Origin of the sequence: Acinetobacter sp. H1(2024), assembly GCF_046557555.1 — a bacterium.
In the GTDB taxonomy this organism is placed as follows: Bacteria; Pseudomonadota; Gammaproteobacteria; order Pseudomonadales; family Moraxellaceae; genus Acinetobacter; species Acinetobacter seifertii.
Genome location: NZ_JBKGFO010000012.1, coordinates 1 through 15,170, shown reverse-complemented (window position 1 = coordinate 15,170; position 15,170 = coordinate 1). Strand labels below are relative to the sequence as shown.

The following is a 15,170-nucleotide window of genomic DNA, read 5'->3' as shown; positions in this document are numbered from 1 at the left end:
TAAAAGTAGTTAAAAATCATTATATTTCTACCCAAGCTTAAGTCAATAAAACAGGTTTAAATTAAAATTGATGTTTGGGTAAGTAAGTGACCAAAAATGTCATTTTATAAAAAATATTATAAGAAAATTTATGCATTATACTTTTAATATTGTGCTCAGGTTTGCATTATATAATTTTTATTCAAAATTTAATAATTGTAATAGAATGTTAAAATAATATTGGATAATAAATTATGTTTTTACAATGAAAAAAGAGGAACTATTTGTTCCTCCTTTAATGTTTATGATGAAATTAAACAAGTTGAGTATAAATACAGTACAAATAACCCAAGATTGCTAAAGCAACTACAGGAGCAATGATCTTTGACCATGTAGGAACTGAAGTTTCGATTGTTTGTTCTTCAATATGCAAATCTTCGTGGGATGGTTGGGCTTGATGAACCATTTGGTTAAACTCCTTCATTGTTGTATCCAATGATAGCTCTTCTTGCTCAACAGGTTTAGAACCAATTAACTCTGTTAGGTGATTTGTTGACCAAACCCAGTCTTCCGCTTGGCCTGATAAATGTTCAACTTGACCTAAGATGAGCTCTTTCAATCCATTTTGACCGAACCCACCAGTGTCATCAAGCTGATTCAGCTCTGTTAACTGTAATGTGAGAATTTCAGAAATACTTTGTTCGAGCTCAGTATTTTTTAAATCTGATTGATTGTGTTTAGATGTAGTTAGATGGCGCGCTACTTCTTGAATATATAGTGGATCAGCAGTTTTTATTTCATTATAAATTTTACTATCATCTTGACGCCATAAGCTGATTAACTTGCCAAGTGTTAGCACGTTAACTTCATCAATCAGCTTATTCTTTTCATTTGCTGGATATTGATTTAAAAGCTGAGGCTTCTGAATTTTTATTTGCTCAGCAAAGTATTGGACTAAATCAAATGCCATACTTTATTCCTCTAAATTTAATCTAAAATTCTTAATGTTGGTTTTTTCTTGCTCGATGTTGTTTCAGTTGATTCTTGTACTTCTGGCTCCCTTACATTTTCTGCAGGAGTGACATTGGCATATTCTTCTGGATCAAAGAATAAACCCTGACCATTTTCACGTGCATACAGGCCTAAAACAGCTTGAATAGGCACGTAAATATTCTTGGAAACTCCACCAAACCGTGCTGAAAAAGTAATAGCATCATTGGTAATCAATAATTGATGTACAGCATGTGGAACAATGTTTAAAACGATTTGACCATCTTTGACAAATTGTTGTGGTACATCCGTATGTGGCTGTGTTGCATCAACAAGTAAATAAGGTGTGAGTTTGTTGTCGCAAATCCATTCATAGATTGCACGAGCAAGATAAGGACGTGTAGGGGTTAATTCAATAGTTTGCTCAGACATATCACACTATTCCATATTTAATTGTTCATTGTAACGGGTTTTCTCTTGGGCCGTCATTGATTTAACGAAAGAAGGGCGGCTAAAGATACGTTTACAGTACAAAAATATAGGCCGACACTGCTGCTTTGGTAAATCAATTCCCATGCTATTCAGCCTCACAAAAATTGGGGCGAGCATACAGTCCAAAATTGAAAAATTTTCCGACATAAAGTAAGGAAAATGCTGAAATAGTGGAGTAAGAGAAATTAAGGTCTCACGTAGTTCTTTTTGTGCTTTTTGTTTTTGTTCTACATTTAAAGTATCTACATGTTTGAGCATATGATCAGCCAATTTGAACCAATCATTTTCAAGACGCCAAATATATTGTCGTTGTTCTGCGCGTGCCATCGGCGCATCGGCGTAAAGTTTGCTCTGACGATATCGGTCATCAAGATATTCAGCAATAATGGGTGCTGAGAATAATTTCAGGTTTTGCTCAAGGAGCATCGGTAATTGGTTATAAGGGTTTAGACTTGCTAAATCCTCATCTTCGTGATCAGTTATGATCAATTGATATTTAATTTGTTTTTCTGCTAATAAGAAACGAATCCAGTGAGAACGGAAATCATCAGCATGGCTGTAAAGGGTAATCCCCTGAATAGAGGTATTTTCGACCGACATATCACAAGACGACGTGGTTGAGTGAATCGATTAGAATACTAAAAATGCTCTAGGAAATCACGGTTCTAAAGAGATAGTTTTTATATTTATAAGTTCTTATCTTTTGGTTCTGTTTTTATAATAAAAAAGCCTTGGAAAAATCCAAGGCTTTTTGTCCGATTCGGTAAACGAATTAACGTTTAGAGAATTGAGGACGTTTACGAGCTTTACGTAAACCAAGTTTCTTACGTTCAACTTCACGAGCATCACGAGTAACGAAACCAGCTTGACGTAGAACAGGTTTTAAAGTTTCGTCAGCAGCGATAAGCGCACGAGTAATACCGTGACGGATCGCGCCAGCTTGACCACCGATACCACCACCTTTAACAGTGATGTAAAGGTCAAACTTTTCAGTAACTTCTAAAAGTTCTAAAGGTTGACGAACAACCATACGAGCAGTTTCACGACCGAAATATTGCTCTAAAGTACGGTTGTTAATAACGAGTTTGCCTGTACCAGCTGACAAGAAAACACGTGCAGTTGCGGTCTTACGGCGACCTGTACCATAATTAGTAGCCATGTGCTGTATCCCTTAGATGTCCAAAACTTGTGGCTGTTGAGCAGCATGCGGATGCTCAGTACCAGCGTACACTTTCATTTTTTTGATCATTGCATAACCAAGAGGACCTTTTGGTAACATGCCTTTAACCGCTTTTTCAAGAACAGCTTCAGGTTTGTGAGCAATTAACTTCTCGAAGTTAGTCTCACGGATACCACCAGGGAAACCAGTATGGCGATAATATTTCTTATCAAGTGATTTTTTACCAGTCACTTGAACTTGTTCAGCATTAATCACAACGATGTAATCGCCAGTGTCAACGTGAGGAGTATAAGAAGTTTTATGCTTACCGCGTAAACGACGAGCGATTTCAGTCGCAAGGCGACCTAAAGTTTTGCCAGAAGCATCAACAACATACCAGTCATGTTGAACTTCAGCTGGCTTAGCGCTGAGAGTTTTCATTAAACCACTACCTATTATAGTTGGTTTGGACTATGGAATCTGTCCAAACAAAAGGAGCGAGCATTCTAAACGAGTTTGTCCAAAGTCACAAGAAAAATCCAGTTTAAGGTAGATAATTTAATCCCTAATCCGATGAATGTAGGATATGTTAAAATAATTCAAATTTTAGAAATGTGTCGGGGGTGATTGTGCTGCCTTTATATGTCACTTCCGGTGAGCCTGCCGGTATTGGTCCAGATATTTGTTTAAGTCTGGCGAAACGAGTTGATGAACGTCCTGTTGTTGTTTTAGCTGACCGAAATTTATTGCAACAACGTGCTCAAAAGCTTGGCTTGGATATTAAGTTTTTAGAGTATACCGGACAGACTCAATCATCTTTGCAAGGTGAGCTTTATATAGAGCATGTTGCATTAAAAACAGAAGTCACTGACGGTCAATTAGATCCAGCTAATGCTGCTTATGTATTAGAGCAACTACGTCGTTCAGCTGATTATGCAATGTCAGGTAAGAGTGTAGGTGTAGCTACTGCACCCGTGCAAAAATCAGTCATTAATGATGCAGGAATTTTGTTTAGTGGTCACACCGAATATTACCAAGAGTTTGCAGGTGTAGAGCGTGTTGTCATGATGCTCGCCACTAAAACCCTGCGAGTTGCTTTAGCGACTACACATTTGCCTTTAAGAGATGTAGCAGATGCAATTACCAAACAACGCTTGCATCAAGTAATAGACATCTTGCTTCATGACTTAAAAACTAAGTTTAAAATTACCGATCCAAGTATTTTGGTGTGTGGCTTAAATCCTCATGCGGGTGAAGATGGTTACTTAGGTCGTGAAGAGATTGATACCATTAATCCAGTTCTTGAAACTTACCGCTCTCAAGGCATTAAAATCAGTTTAAGTATGCCAGCAGACACTTTATTTACTCCTGAACATCTTAAAAATGCTGATGCTGTTCTTGCCATGTACCATGATCAAGGCTTACCTGTGCTAAAATCACAAGGTTTTGGTGAAGCAATTAATATCACATTGGGCTTACCGTTTATTCGAACTTCGGTTGATCATGGTACTGCTCTGTCTTTAGCTGGGACAGGTTTGGCAAAAAGCTCAAGTTTAAATGTCGCTGTCGATTTAGCTTTATCGTTGGCAGCGAGTTAAATTTTTCATGTTGGAAATGTTCTATGTATCAAATTAATGCCCTAAACCCGAAAGATGAAGGGCATAAAGCTCGTAAACGTTTTGGTCAAAACTTCTTACATGATCAGCGAGTCATTGCCAAAATTGTGCGCTCTGTGAATCCGCGTACAGGCGATAATATTGTTGAAATTGGTCCGGGCTTGGCTGCATTAACTTCTCCTTTAATTGGAGAGTGTGATGCTTTAACAGTTGTTGAGTTAGACCGTGACTTAGCAGCGGGTTTGCCAGAGCGTGTTCCACATCCAGAACGTTTAACTATTGTAGAAGCTGATGCATTAAAATATGACTTTAGTGAACTCGTAAAAGATGGTCGACCATTACGTGTAGTAGGTAATTTACCTTATAACATTTCAACACCACTACTTTTTCATCTCTTGGAATTTGGTAGCAAAGTCAAAGATATGCACTTTATGCTGCAAAAAGAGGTGGTTGATCGTATTACTGCTGAACCAAATACAAAAGAATATGGTCGTTTATCGGTAATGATTCAATATTATTGCCAGCCTACATTTTTATTTGAAGTTCCTGCTGGTGCATTTAATCCACCGCCAAAAGTAACGAGTGCAGTATTCCGTTTAGTTCCTTATGAACAAAAACCGATTGTCGCAAAAGATGAGAAAGCTTTAGCTCGTTTGGTTGCACATGTGTTTACACAGCGCCGTAAAACCCTAAGAAACAGTCTTAAAGGTATGCTGGCAGAAGATGGCTTTGAGAAAGCAGGCGTTGACCCAATGGCTCGTCCAGAAACTCTGACACTTGCCGAGTTTGTCGCTTTGGCAGATCAAATGGTGGCATAAATGACCAAGCGTTATAACTATGTAATTGGAGATGTGCAAGGTTGTTTTGAGGCACTCAAAGCATTACTAAAAGAAATACGTTTTGATCCTGACCAAGATTTTATTTGGTTCGCTGGTGATTTAGTTGCACGTGGAGAAAACTCTGTAGGTGCACTTCGTTTTATTAAAAAACTAGCCGATCGTGGCGCAGCTGCAACCGTCTTAGGTAATCATGATTTAACACTAGTCGCTTGTGCTCGTGGTCTTAAAGAAATTAAAGAGAAAGATCGTACACAGGATGTTATTGATGCTGTGGATGGTGATGAACTCATCGACTGGTTACGTAAACAGCCATTATGTTTATTTCCAAATGAACAAACTGTGCTAACACATGCTGGTATACCTTGTATTTGGGATGCAAAAAAAACGGCTGCTTTAGCGAAAGAAGTTGAAGCTGTATTAGCACATGATGATCTGTCTGTATTAGATGCTTTTTTAGCTGAAATGTATGGTTCAAAACCAGATCTTTGGACAGATGAGTTAACTGGTAATGACCGCCTACGCTGTATTACCAATTATTTAACTCGCATGCGTTTAACTAATGCAGAAGGTACTTTGGAATTTAGTTTTAAAGATACTTTAGATGCACCTATGCCAGAAGGTTATTTACCTTGGTTTGAATTTCCAAGTAAAGCTGCACAAACACATCAAGTATTCTTTGGTCATTGGGCTGCTCTAGAAGGCAGAACAATTAGTGAACATATTCAGAATGTAGATGGTGGCTGTGTGTGGGGTAAAAACTTAATTGCTTATCGTCTTGAAGACCAGCAAAGTTTTTCAGTAGTTAATCCTGTCATGTAATAAAAAAAGCCGCATAAGCGGCTTTTTTCTTTTTTAAGATTTATTCTAGGCGAATCCAGATTTGATTGCGGCCTAAAGCTGAAACTCCAAGATAACCACGCATGTGTAGACGGTTACCATTTGCACTGAGTTTAGCTTTTAATCCGTAAACTTTGCCAGTATTTGGGTCTAGAATTTTCCCACCAGTGTAGGTTGTACTATCCACTTGTTTTAAACCAGTCGCGATATCTAAACCTACAATATGCTTATTGGTATAAGGCGCTGGGCAGTTATCACAAATTTCTTTTGGTGTATAACCCGGACGCGGTGTAATTTTTACAACTTTTCCTGAATAAGTACCATTTGCCTCTTTTCGTATTTCTACATGAGCCTTAGGCGTACCAGTTTTATCGTCAATCGTTTGCCACATACCAGTAATATCAGCCGCAAAAGTAGCTGAATTTATCCCCAATAAGAGCATCGCTCCAACAAAAAATTTCCCCATAATCAAAAATCCTTTTAGATTTGAAAAGATCATCTTATTTCTAATTGATCACTGGTTCAATGTTTATTTGAACTACTTTTTGATCAGGAAATTCCTACAGATAACATGAAAGTCGGTAGCCATATGGCGGTAAATACACCATTTAAAGCCATACCAAAAGCGGCATAACGACCCGCAACAGGGCCACGTTGCCAAGCTTGAGCTGTTCCAATAGCATGTGCGGCTAAACCTAGAGCTAAACCTGATGCTCTTTCATCATGAATATGCTTAAGTAAAAATGGTGAAAATGCTGCACCAATAACTCCTGATAAAATCACAATTAACGTGACTAATGTTTCAGGGGCATGTAATAAAGTTGCTATGTTTAAAGCAATAGGTGTAGTTACAGCGCGTGTAGCAAATGCCAGAATAGTAGGCTCAGACATATGCAATAAATAAGCAAGGCCCATTGGTAAAGCAACGGCGCTAATACTTGCAAAAAACAAAATTCCAATCACTGATTTAAGAGGTAGATCGTCATATCGCATTGCAGCCAATGGTATCGCTAAAGCAACTGTGACATAACCCAGTAGATGGCTGAATAAATCATTGACATAAAGTCGGTATTCTTCATAAGGAACTTTCAAGATTGACAATAAACCAATCACAATGAACATACCGAAAACTAAGAGAGGGACTTGAGGGAAACGGCGGTTTAAAGGTTTTGCGCAAAGGTAGCCAACTAGAGTGATCAAAAATCCATATAAAATCATAAACATTTTATTCTCCTTATAACCAGTGTTTGGCCATTTTTGCATAGACCCACAGAGGGATAAGGGTGCTCACCACTAGTACAAAGAGAAATAAAGGAATTTCTTTGCCCATATGCACCAGCATAATTAATGATCCTGCACAAATAGGTAAAAAAGCAAAACCACTTTCTTTCATGATTTTATTGTTGGTGTCGACTAGTCTTAAAGGAATTTTCTTAAACTTGCGCCAAACGAGCAAAATGATGAGTAAACTAATTAAACCGACTAAGTTTCCTAATTCTGGATGACCAAAAGTACGCATAACGACGACTGAGCCTTCACGAAAGCCGATAATAAGTAGAAAAGTTCCTACCCATGCTGCCCAATCTATACTTTTGATCTTATCCATATTTTTTATCTCTAAAAGTTTACTTATCAAGTTTTAACTGATCTAGTTCTTGATTTCAAACTCTTCCAGTGGTCGTTTAAACTGACTCGCTCGTTCACCTAATATCTCATCTATAGGTAATTTGGCTTGGCGAATTAATTGCTCGAGCTTATGAGGTGCTATTCGTATATCAATATGTAATAGCCCTTCATCATCATAATGTTCAGATTCGATAACGTTTAAAGCATAAAGCTGGGTACGCAATTTGCCATAAGCCGGTTTAAGAACTAATGAGAATTGTTGAAGTTGCCCCATTAAACATTCTTGAACAGCTTGACGTAGTAAATCTAGACCTAAACCTGAATGTGCAGATACATAAACGCGATCAGGAACATGGGGCTCTGAATAAACAATTTTGGCCTCTTCACCACTTAAATCAATCTTGTTGTAAACACGAAGGACAGGGGCATCTGCGCCAATTTCTTTTAAGACACCTTCAACAGCTTCAATCTGATCCTGCATTTCATGGCTACTGCTATCAATTACATGTAAGAGTAGTGTTGCCTCAAGCGTTTCTTCTAAAGTTGCCTTAAAAGACTCAACTAAATCATGTTGTAGGTTTCGCACAAAACCGACAGTATCTGCGAGCACAACAGTACCAATACCATCCCATTCTAAACGACGTAAGGTTGGATCAAGTGTTGCAAACAGTTGGTCGGCTGCATATACATCACTTTTCGCTAAAATATTAAATAAAGTAGATTTACCAGCGTTGGTATAACCCACTAAAGATACGGTTGGAATTGAAGCTTTTTGTCTGGCTGCTCGTCCTTGTATACGAGTTTGATGGACTTTCTCTAACTTGTCTTTTAACTGAGTAATACGTACACGAATGAGGCGACGGTCTGTTTCGAGTTGTGTTTCACCAGGACCACGTAAGCCAATACCACCTTTTTGTTGTTCAAAGTCAGCAGACCAACCACGAATCAGGCGAGTTGATAAATGTTTAAGCTGAGCAAGTTCGACTTGTAATTTACCTTCATGGGTGCGGGCACGTAGGGCAAAAATATCCAAAATTAAACCAGTACGGTCAATGACTCGGCATTTTAATATTCTTTCTAAATTTCGTTCTTGAGCGGGTGATAATGCATGATCAAAAATAACCAGCCCAGCTTCTAATTCTTGAACTTTCTCTGCTATTTCATCGACTTTACCTGAACCAATAAAAAATTTAGGATTTGGCTTATTACGTTGTACTTTAACGTGCTCAAGAATATCCGCACCAGCAGACTGTGCAAGTAAAGCAAACTCTTCGGCATCCAGATCATCTAATAATTGTACAGACACACTCACCAATATTGTGCGCTCACCGCCTTGATGCCGATCAACAAATTCCACGTGGCTATAAATCCTGAAAAGGGTAAAACTTTATTCTAGAGGAAACTTGAGTAAAAGGGGAAAGGGTTTAGTCTTATCCTTTAGATTATCTACATGCATTTTATTTTTTAATTGCTTCTATCGCATAGCGATGCAAGTTAATTGCGAAACGTATAGAATGGCTCGAGATAGGTATAACAATGATTGATCGTTAGTGAAATTTTATGGCTCAAACGCAAAGTATATTAAATTCAACGTTAAAGAAATTTTCTAAAATAGGCTTGTACGGAAAGAAAGTTACTTCAGCAACTGCGGCAATCAGTGAAGGTTTTTATTTAGTTTATCGTCATGGACTCTATAAGGATCCAAATAATCCTGTTAATACACGATACGTCCAATATTTTTGTCGCCGTTTATGCAAAGTCTTTAACCTCGATGTTCAAGTGCATGGAACGATTCCTAGAGAGCCAGCTTTATGGGTAAGCAATCATATTTCTTGGCTTGATATTGCTGTTTTAGGTTCTGGTGCGCGCGTATTCTTTTTGGCTAAAGCTGAAATAGAAAATTGGCCTATTTTTGGTAACTTAGCAAAGGGGGGCGGTACTTTATTTATTAAGCGTGGCTCTGGTGACTCTATTAGAATTCGAGAGCAAATTGCTGAATTCTTAAAACAAAATATTCCAGTATTATTTTTTCCTGAAGCGACTACTACAGATGGACATTCTGTTAAAAAAATACATGGTCGTTTACTCGGGGCTGCTATTGAAGCCAAGCGCCCAGTACAGGTGTGCTTAATTTGCTATGTAAACCGTCATGGTGAATTAGATAATGTTGCACCATTTATTGGTGAGATGTCATTTGTTGAACATATTCAGCATGTGCTAGAAATGCCGAAAGTAACAGCTCATCTACTGACCTTGCCTCCTATCTCGGTCGAAGGGCACGATGTAAAAAGTCTGACTCAAGAAGTCCAACAAAAAATGGTAGAAGGTTTGGCTCAATTACATCAAAAAGTACTTAAGCCAAAAAGTTAATTACATAAACCCTTCGAGAGGTAGCCATGAAAGAAACTTCATGCCTGCCTTTTGCCACCATTTCATTTCTGGTTCTTTTTTATAAATAACAGGTCCTTTGGAGGTTTCTTGTTGCCAATAAATATTGTTATTCGGGTCGAGCTTTAATTTATAAGCATATTTATTTAAGTTTTCATCCATCGTATGGTGAATTGTTTTTGCTAGCGATGGGCTATCTAAAATTACACCAATTTCAGTATTTAAATAAGCAGAACGTGGATCAAAATTGAATGATCCAATAAAAACCTGTTCATCTAAAGCCATGAGTTTGGTATGTAAGCTTGAGCGACTTAAGCCTTTCATGTTTACTTTAGCCTTAGTTGCCAACTCTTCCGTATTTTTATTTAAATTACGTTTATCTGGTGCTGGTAAAAACTCATAAAGTTGTACGCCGTTTTTCAAAAGTTCTTTTCGATATCTACCATAAAAAGCATGGACAACAGCAACGTCATTTGCCTTAAATGAGTTTGTCAAAACTCGAACTTCTACACCTTCTTTCGCAAGCGTACTCAAAATTTTAGCGCCTTGCTTTTCAGGAATAAAATAAGCAGAAATCAAATCAACATTACTTTCGGGCTTTTCCAAATGGTTAATCAATTGGAAATTTAAATGCTCTTCTTTTTTTGCTTTTGACTTAATTTTATCAGGGGAGTCTTTTACGACCTCTGCCTTAACCCAGTCAAATTGAATGTTATGGTCTAGCCATTTATCAAAAGCATGCGACTTAGAAGTTAAGTTAAGAAAGTTTTGAACAGTTGCCTGTTGATAATGAGCATCGAGTTGTTCTTTTAAACTTTCATAGCGTAAACGGTGTTGTTGAGCACTAACAATGCTCTGGACCGAATAGGCATATTCATGATTCCAGTAATCATCAAAAGAATTTACGATGTCATCAACAGCAGCACCAACTAACATGACATCAACATCAGAAAATTGGTAATTATCACTGACGTTATAATATTGATTTGTCATATTACGCCCACCAATGAGCGCCACCTGATTATCAGCAATAAAGCTCTTATTATGCATACGACGATTGATACGTTTTAAGTCTAAAATCATATCCATCGCGCGGTATTCGCGAAAACGGTAAGGGTTAAATAATTTAACTTCAATATTTTTATGCTGAGAAAGGGCCAGTAAAACCCCTTCCATTTTTTTAGCGTTATTATCATCAATCAATAAACGTACTTTAACGCCACGATCTGCAGCACGAATAATCGCATGTAACGCTAAAGCGCCGACCTTGTCATTATCCCAAATATAATATTGTAAATCTAAAGTCTTTTCGGCTTTATCAATCAACCTTAAACGAGCCGCAAGTGCTTCTAATGGATCATTTAACAGATGGTAACCCGTTAAATTCGGATTTTGTTCCCGCAAAGGCGTAATAATTTTTGCAAGTGAAGTTTGAGATGTATCGATATCTCGTGCATATTCAATTGGTTCTGCACGATGTTTGGGTAAAGTGCTACAACCTGTCAAAGTCACAGCAAAACTTGAACAGACAACTAAAGAAGCTTTGATCAAAAAGCCTTTAGCCTGTTGATGAGTTTGAAGCTGTTTGGAATGAAAGGATTGTGCCATAATCAATACATACGATAAGGTGAGCTAGAGTATAATTCGTGCATATTGAAAGATAAATATTGAATTTGATTACTAGCAATCAATATAAGATAAGTCGAGAATCGTAATGTGGAATCCAAATTCAATCATCTTTTGTTTTTACTTTATTTTTTCAATACTTGCCTTGTGGGGCATTGTCGAAGCTTGGATTCATCAATCACGTACAGAAACAATTCATCCATTTAAAGCTTTTGTTCACTTACTTACTTTTTATCTGTCTTATCTTCTTATTCCACTTTGGTTCTTTAACTTATATGCGGGTTGGATAGGATATTACTCAATTCATCAAACCATTTTTATCTTTTTATTAAGCGGTATCCTCATTTATGCACGTTTTATAGAACCGCATATGGTACGTGTTGATGTTCATCAATATCGTTTGAATCCGGATCGCCGTTTTAATAAGCCTGTAAAAGTTGCTTTAATTGCTGATTTACATATAGGTTTATTTTCTGGCCACGAACGACAACTCAAAATCATTGTGAAAAAACTCAATGAACAACAGCCAGACTTGGTGGTTGTGTCAGGCGACTGGACCTATGAACCAGAAGACAAACTAGTACAAGAACTGGCTGTACTCAAAGATATTCAAGCTCCAGTCTATTCAGTTCCTGGAAATCATGATGAACAATATCCAGGACCACCTATCCAACAATTATTAAAAGATGCACTTTACTACAATGAAGTTATGGATATTGAAGGTAAAATTGTTGAGTTTGACGAATTTCGTTTAATTGGTATTGGTGATCTATGGGCTGGAAAAACCGATATGCGTTCAATGCCAAACTTACCACAAGATAAACCCTGGCTGATCCTCTCTCATAATCCAGATACAGTAGATATGGTTCCCAAATTACCTAATCGACCTTTGATGTTATCAGGACATACTCATGGGGGACAGGTCGAGCTTCCGTGGGTAACTAATTACATTATGAAAAAAGTATCAATTTTAGGTCACAAACGTGGTTTTTACTCACACGAACATGCTGATGTATTTGTTACCGTAGGAACAGGTATGGTTGGTATACCTTTAAGATTTCGTGTACCACCGACTATTGATATTATTGAACTTGTATAAAACAAAAAAGCCAATCACGAAGATTGGCTTTTTTTAAATAAGAAAATTAAGGAATAATGACGATTGCAACACGACGATTGATTGCCCTATTTTCATTGGTTGTGTTTGGTACATATGGTTGAGTTGAACCACGTCCAATAACATAAATATTTTCCTTTTTAAAACCACGAGTCAAGAAAAGGTTAGCAACACTTTGTGCACGCTCTTCAGATAACTTCTGGTTATATTCAGGATTACCTACATCGTCAGTATGACCAACAATTTTTAACTTATTCAAATCATATTTATTTAATTGATTTGCTAAGCGTACAAGTTCTGCTTCATGGCTTTGTTTCAACGTTGCATCATTAAAATCAAATAATAAACGTTCTGGTAAACCTAGAGTCCAGCCTTCATTAGTTAGAACAAAACCCTCTTTTTTTAGCATTTTTACTTGACGATATTTCAAAGGGCCAAAACTCAAGCAGCCTGCAAGAGCAATGCACAGCAATGCAATAAAGGAGAGTTTTAAAGATCTTGTATTCATAGATTAGCCTAAATTTAATTCTCTGGTTTATAAATAAACCAATGTTGCTCAGAAGTCTTAGCCTTATACATCGCCTGGTCGGCTTGCATAATAAAATCTTCTGGACTAGACGCAAATTGGGATAAAGCAATCCCCACACTAAAACTGAAATAAATCGTTTGATCATTTAGATGCAAAGGTTCTTTACAGCTTTCGAGTAAATTTTCAGCAATAGATATTAAATGATCAGCATGACTAATGGAATGCAAAATGACCGCAAATTCGTCGCCGCCTAGACGGGCAATAAAATCTTGATGCCGTAAACGAGTCTGTAATCTTTTGGCCATCTCTTTTAAGACTTCATCACCAGCTAAATGTCCGAACTGGTCATTAATTGCCTTAAAGTTATTATTATCTATAAATAATAGAGCAGACTTGTTGTCAAAATCCTTATCTTCAAACATATCTAACAATATTTGATAAAAATAATGTCTGTTTGGTAGTAACGTGAGTTGGTCGTGATGAGCTTGAAAAGATAGTTTTCGATTTTCCTTTTGTAACTGATTATCCCAAATTTGAATTTCTTCAAGCAACTGATTAAAAACAGTATTTAAATCTTGAAACTCTTTAATACGGTTATATGGAAAGCGAAGATTATAAGCTTTCTGTTCACTTACGATTTGAGCAATATTGGTAAGAGGATAAATCGCCTGCATAATTTGACGATAAGTTAAATTCACTGACCACCATAGTGCACAAACAATAAATAACATCGCGATCGCTAGACCGACCATAATCATCTTTAAAAATTGCAATATTTTTTCAGAGCTACCAAAAAGCGTTAGCTCGCCAACATTCTGTTGGTGATGATAAATCGTTAAATGTACAGGCTCATTTAAGAACCAATGATTAAACCATCCTTCCAAAACAGAAGTTTGACTAGACAACTTAAAACTTTGTGCAATTAAATGATGTTCAGAATCATAAATATGAATAGCTCGAATAGAATGATCATTCGTATATTCATTTAAGATCTGTTCTATTGTGATCTTGTCATTAAACACTACAGCAGGTTGAATACGCTCAAGAAGCGTATGACTAAGTAATTGCAAATTTTGCTTTGCATAAGTTTCCATAGTAAAAACGGAAATAGATACAAAGGTAAAAGAACAAATAAAAAAAGTAATCGCAAAAATCGTAAATTGAGACTTTCTAAAAAGAGCATGTAGAGAAGTGGACTGATACAACTTAGATATCATGGCCCTTACTCCGCATTCTTAGCCAAGAGTAATACCCTTGGATCAATATGGACCTTGGAATGGCTTAATGCATCTAAGTTAACTTTAAAAGTGGTGTAATTATTTTGATCATATAAACAAAAGATACTACCAACTTCACATTCTGGATTATTAATACTTAAAGAAAGCAAAGAACGATATGGATAATTCTGAATTAAATTTTGTTGTTGTTGAGGGGAAGTTGTAGAAAAGTAAACAGCTTGGCAATGTGACTTGGGGAAATCTTTAACATTAACTGTTTGTACACGATAATTATAAGATAATTGTTGAATATAAGACTGAAAAGTAGAAGTAATTGAAGCATTATCAATTACACAAAGAGTAGGGGTGCTTACATTCTCCCATTTGCTATAACTTAAAATAGATAAAGTTAGCACATAGAAGTTATGTTTTGAATTGGCATACGCAGGCCCACTCGTAGCAAGCACTACAAGTATGCAGAATAATACTTTCTTAGCGGAATGCCACATGGTGAGTTAATGCCACATCAATTGCATGAATAATCTATTCTACATGAAGTTGATTAACTAAAAAAAGTTTAATATCTCATCTAATTTCTACTAAAAAGCCTAAAAAACGACCGCTTGAATAATAAAATATGAGAAAGGTATTGCAACTGGGGATTAATGGTCTATAATGCACATCCATCGGCGGTGATGCAGATAGAAACTTGTTGAAAAACAGTTACTTGTGATTAGATTGGTTGCTTTAAGTGA

Annotated in this window: 18 protein-coding genes; 5 read left to right on the top strand and 13 right to left on the bottom strand. The window is 36.8% G+C overall.

What is annotated here, in order from left to right; genetic code table 11:
* Window positions 1–292: 292 nt before the first annotated feature.
* From ACLCEG_RS19045 to rplM, 5 genes are all read right to left on the bottom strand, one after another.
* Window positions 293–949 (bottom strand): hypothetical protein, encoded by a 657-nt coding sequence (locus tag ACLCEG_RS19045; RefSeq protein ID WP_077169782.1) that lies wholly within the window; start codon window positions 947–949, stop codon window positions 293–295.
* A 17-nt stretch (window positions 950–966) separates the two neighbouring features.
* Window positions 967–1,401 (bottom strand): ClpXP protease specificity-enhancing factor, encoded by a 435-nt coding sequence (locus tag ACLCEG_RS19040; protein ID WP_077169781.1) that lies wholly within the window; start codon window positions 1,399–1,401, stop codon window positions 967–969.
* A 6-nt stretch (window positions 1,402–1,407) separates the two neighbouring features.
* Window positions 1,408–2,061, bottom strand: a complete 654-nt coding sequence (locus tag ACLCEG_RS19035; protein ID WP_068935977.1) for a glutathione S-transferase N-terminal domain-containing protein — start codon at window positions 2,059–2,061, stop codon at window positions 1,408–1,410.
* Between the two features lie 172 nt (window positions 2,062–2,233).
* Window positions 2,234–2,620, bottom strand: coding sequence for a 30S ribosomal protein S9 (gene rpsI / locus ACLCEG_RS19030; protein ID WP_002048725.1), 387 nt, complete (start codon window positions 2,618–2,620; stop codon window positions 2,234–2,236).
* A 12-nt stretch (window positions 2,621–2,632) separates the two neighbouring features.
* Window positions 2,633–3,061: a 50S ribosomal protein L13 gene (gene rplM / locus ACLCEG_RS19025; RefSeq protein WP_002117832.1), complete on the bottom strand. Its 429-nt coding sequence runs from the start codon at window positions 3,059–3,061 to the stop codon at window positions 2,633–2,635.
* 173 nt (window positions 3,062–3,234) lie between these two features.
* Between rplM and pdxA the strand changes: the two genes are divergently transcribed.
* From pdxA to ACLCEG_RS19010, 3 genes are read left to right on the top strand one after another with little or no spacing between them, the layout of a single operon-like run.
* A complete protein-coding gene (gene pdxA, locus ACLCEG_RS19020; protein ID WP_077165726.1) occupies window positions 3,235–4,218 on the top strand; it encodes a 4-hydroxythreonine-4-phosphate dehydrogenase PdxA in 984 nt (327 codons plus the stop codon).
* Window positions 4,219–4,241: 23 nt separating this feature from the next.
* Complete coding sequence (gene rsmA / locus ACLCEG_RS19015; RefSeq protein WP_004704118.1) at window positions 4,242–5,054, top strand: 16S rRNA (adenine(1518)-N(6)/adenine(1519)-N(6))-dimethyltransferase RsmA; 813 nt, start codon at window positions 4,242–4,244, stop codon at window positions 5,052–5,054.
* Window positions 5,055–5,894: a symmetrical bis(5'-nucleosyl)-tetraphosphatase gene (locus ACLCEG_RS19010; RefSeq protein ID WP_410568793.1), complete on the top strand. Its 840-nt coding sequence runs from the start codon at window positions 5,055–5,057 to the stop codon at window positions 5,892–5,894.
* Window positions 5,895–5,934: 40 nt separating this feature from the next.
* Here ACLCEG_RS19010 and ACLCEG_RS19005 read toward each other — a convergent pair whose 3' ends face one another.
* The 4 genes from ACLCEG_RS19005 to hflX form a co-directional block, all read right to left on the bottom strand.
* Window positions 5,935–6,378 (bottom strand): DUF2147 domain-containing protein, encoded by a 444-nt coding sequence (locus ACLCEG_RS19005; protein WP_019456615.1) that lies wholly within the window; start codon window positions 6,376–6,378, stop codon window positions 5,935–5,937.
* Between the two features lie 83 nt (window positions 6,379–6,461).
* Window positions 6,462–7,136, bottom strand: coding sequence for an LrgB family protein (locus tag ACLCEG_RS19000; protein WP_086497342.1), 675 nt, complete (start codon window positions 7,134–7,136; stop codon window positions 6,462–6,464).
* 10 nt (window positions 7,137–7,146) lie between these two features.
* The gene (locus ACLCEG_RS18995) at window positions 7,147–7,518 is read right to left on the bottom strand and encodes a hypothetical protein (protein ID WP_019456617.1); all 372 of its coding nucleotides are present in this window, start codon (window positions 7,516–7,518) and stop codon (window positions 7,147–7,149) included.
* 42 nt (window positions 7,519–7,560) lie between these two features.
* On the bottom strand, window positions 7,561–8,895 hold the full coding sequence (hflX, locus tag ACLCEG_RS18990; protein ID WP_410568790.1) for a ribosome rescue GTPase HflX: 1,335 nt from the start codon (window positions 8,893–8,895) through the stop codon (window positions 7,561–7,563).
* Between the two features lie 203 nt (window positions 8,896–9,098).
* On the opposite strand from hflX, the gene ACLCEG_RS18985 reads away from it, so the two are divergent.
* Window positions 9,099–9,908, top strand: coding sequence for a lysophospholipid acyltransferase family protein (locus tag ACLCEG_RS18985; protein WP_004704128.1), 810 nt, complete (start codon window positions 9,099–9,101; stop codon window positions 9,906–9,908).
* Here ACLCEG_RS18985 and ACLCEG_RS18980 read toward each other — a convergent pair whose 3' ends face one another.
* Window positions 9,909–11,534, bottom strand: coding sequence for a phospholipase D family protein (locus ACLCEG_RS18980; RefSeq protein WP_004704129.1), 1,626 nt, complete (start codon window positions 11,532–11,534; stop codon window positions 9,909–9,911).
* A gap of 106 nt (window positions 11,535–11,640) precedes the next feature.
* On the opposite strand from ACLCEG_RS18980, the gene ACLCEG_RS18975 reads away from it, so the two are divergent.
* The gene (locus ACLCEG_RS18975; protein WP_039255371.1) at window positions 11,641–12,651 is read left to right on the top strand and encodes a metallophosphoesterase; all 1,011 of its coding nucleotides are present in this window, start codon (window positions 11,641–11,643) and stop codon (window positions 12,649–12,651) included.
* Window positions 12,652–12,697: 46 nt separating this feature from the next.
* Here ACLCEG_RS18975 and ACLCEG_RS18970 read toward each other — a convergent pair whose 3' ends face one another.
* The 3 genes from ACLCEG_RS18970 to ACLCEG_RS18960 are packed head-to-tail and all read right to left on the bottom strand — an operon-like array spanning window position 12,698 to window position 14,924.
* Window positions 12,698–13,177 carry an OmpA family protein gene (locus ACLCEG_RS18970; RefSeq protein WP_004704133.1) on the bottom strand — a complete coding sequence of 160 codons (480 nt, stop codon included), beginning with the start codon at window positions 13,175–13,177 and terminating at the stop codon, window positions 12,698–12,700.
* 14 nt (window positions 13,178–13,191) lie between these two features.
* On the bottom strand, window positions 13,192–14,415 hold the full coding sequence (locus ACLCEG_RS18965) for a diguanylate cyclase domain-containing protein (RefSeq protein ID WP_004704135.1): 1,224 nt from the start codon (window positions 14,413–14,415) through the stop codon (window positions 13,192–13,194).
* A gap of 5 nt (window positions 14,416–14,420) precedes the next feature.
* Complete coding sequence (locus ACLCEG_RS18960) at window positions 14,421–14,924, bottom strand: YfiR family protein (protein ID WP_004704137.1); 504 nt, start codon at window positions 14,922–14,924, stop codon at window positions 14,421–14,423.
* Window positions 14,925–15,170: the final 246 nt, after the last annotated feature.

Coding starts and splice junctions, on each gene's coding strand:
- rsmA (WP_004704118.1), top strand. CDS start 4,242: ATGTATCAAATTAATGCCCTAAACCCGAAAGATGAAGGGCATAAAGCT.
- ACLCEG_RS18995 (WP_019456617.1), bottom strand. CDS start 7,518: ATGGATAAGATCAAAAGTATAGATTGGGCAGCATGGGTAGGAACTTTT.
- ACLCEG_RS19045 (WP_077169782.1), bottom strand. CDS start 949: ATGGCATTTGATTTAGTCCAATACTTTGCTGAGCAAATAAAAATTCAG.
- ACLCEG_RS18980 (WP_004704129.1), bottom strand. CDS start 11,534: ATGGCACAATCCTTTCATTCCAAACAGCTTCAAACTCATCAACAGGCT.
- ACLCEG_RS18970 (WP_004704133.1), bottom strand. CDS start 13,177: ATGAATACAAGATCTTTAAAACTCTCCTTTATTGCATTGCTGTGCATT.
- ACLCEG_RS19005 (WP_019456615.1), bottom strand. CDS start 6,378: ATGGGGAAATTTTTTGTTGGAGCGATGCTCTTATTGGGGATAAATTCA.
- ACLCEG_RS18965 (WP_004704135.1), bottom strand. CDS start 14,415: ATGATATCTAAGTTGTATCAGTCCACTTCTCTACATGCTCTTTTTAGA.
- ACLCEG_RS19040 (WP_077169781.1), bottom strand. CDS start 1,401: ATGTCTGAGCAAACTATTGAATTAACCCCTACACGTCCTTATCTTGCT.
- ACLCEG_RS18960 (WP_004704137.1), bottom strand. CDS start 14,924: ATGTGGCATTCCGCTAAGAAAGTATTATTCTGCATACTTGTAGTGCTT.
- rplM (WP_002117832.1), bottom strand. CDS start 3,061: ATGAAAACTCTCAGCGCTAAGCCAGCTGAAGTTCAACATGACTGGTAT.
- ACLCEG_RS19010 (WP_410568793.1), top strand. CDS start 5,055: ATGACCAAGCGTTATAACTATGTAATTGGAGATGTGCAAGGTTGTTTT.
- ACLCEG_RS19000 (WP_086497342.1), bottom strand. CDS start 7,136: ATGTTTATGATTTTATATGGATTTTTGATCACTCTAGTTGGCTACCTT.
- ACLCEG_RS18975 (WP_039255371.1), top strand. CDS start 11,641: ATGTGGAATCCAAATTCAATCATCTTTTGTTTTTACTTTATTTTTTCA.
- rpsI (WP_002048725.1), bottom strand. CDS start 2,620: ATGGCTACTAATTATGGTACAGGTCGCCGTAAGACCGCAACTGCACGT.
- ACLCEG_RS18985 (WP_004704128.1), top strand. CDS start 9,099: ATGGCTCAAACGCAAAGTATATTAAATTCAACGTTAAAGAAATTTTCT.
- ACLCEG_RS19035 (WP_068935977.1), bottom strand. CDS start 2,061: ATGTCGGTCGAAAATACCTCTATTCAGGGGATTACCCTTTACAGCCAT.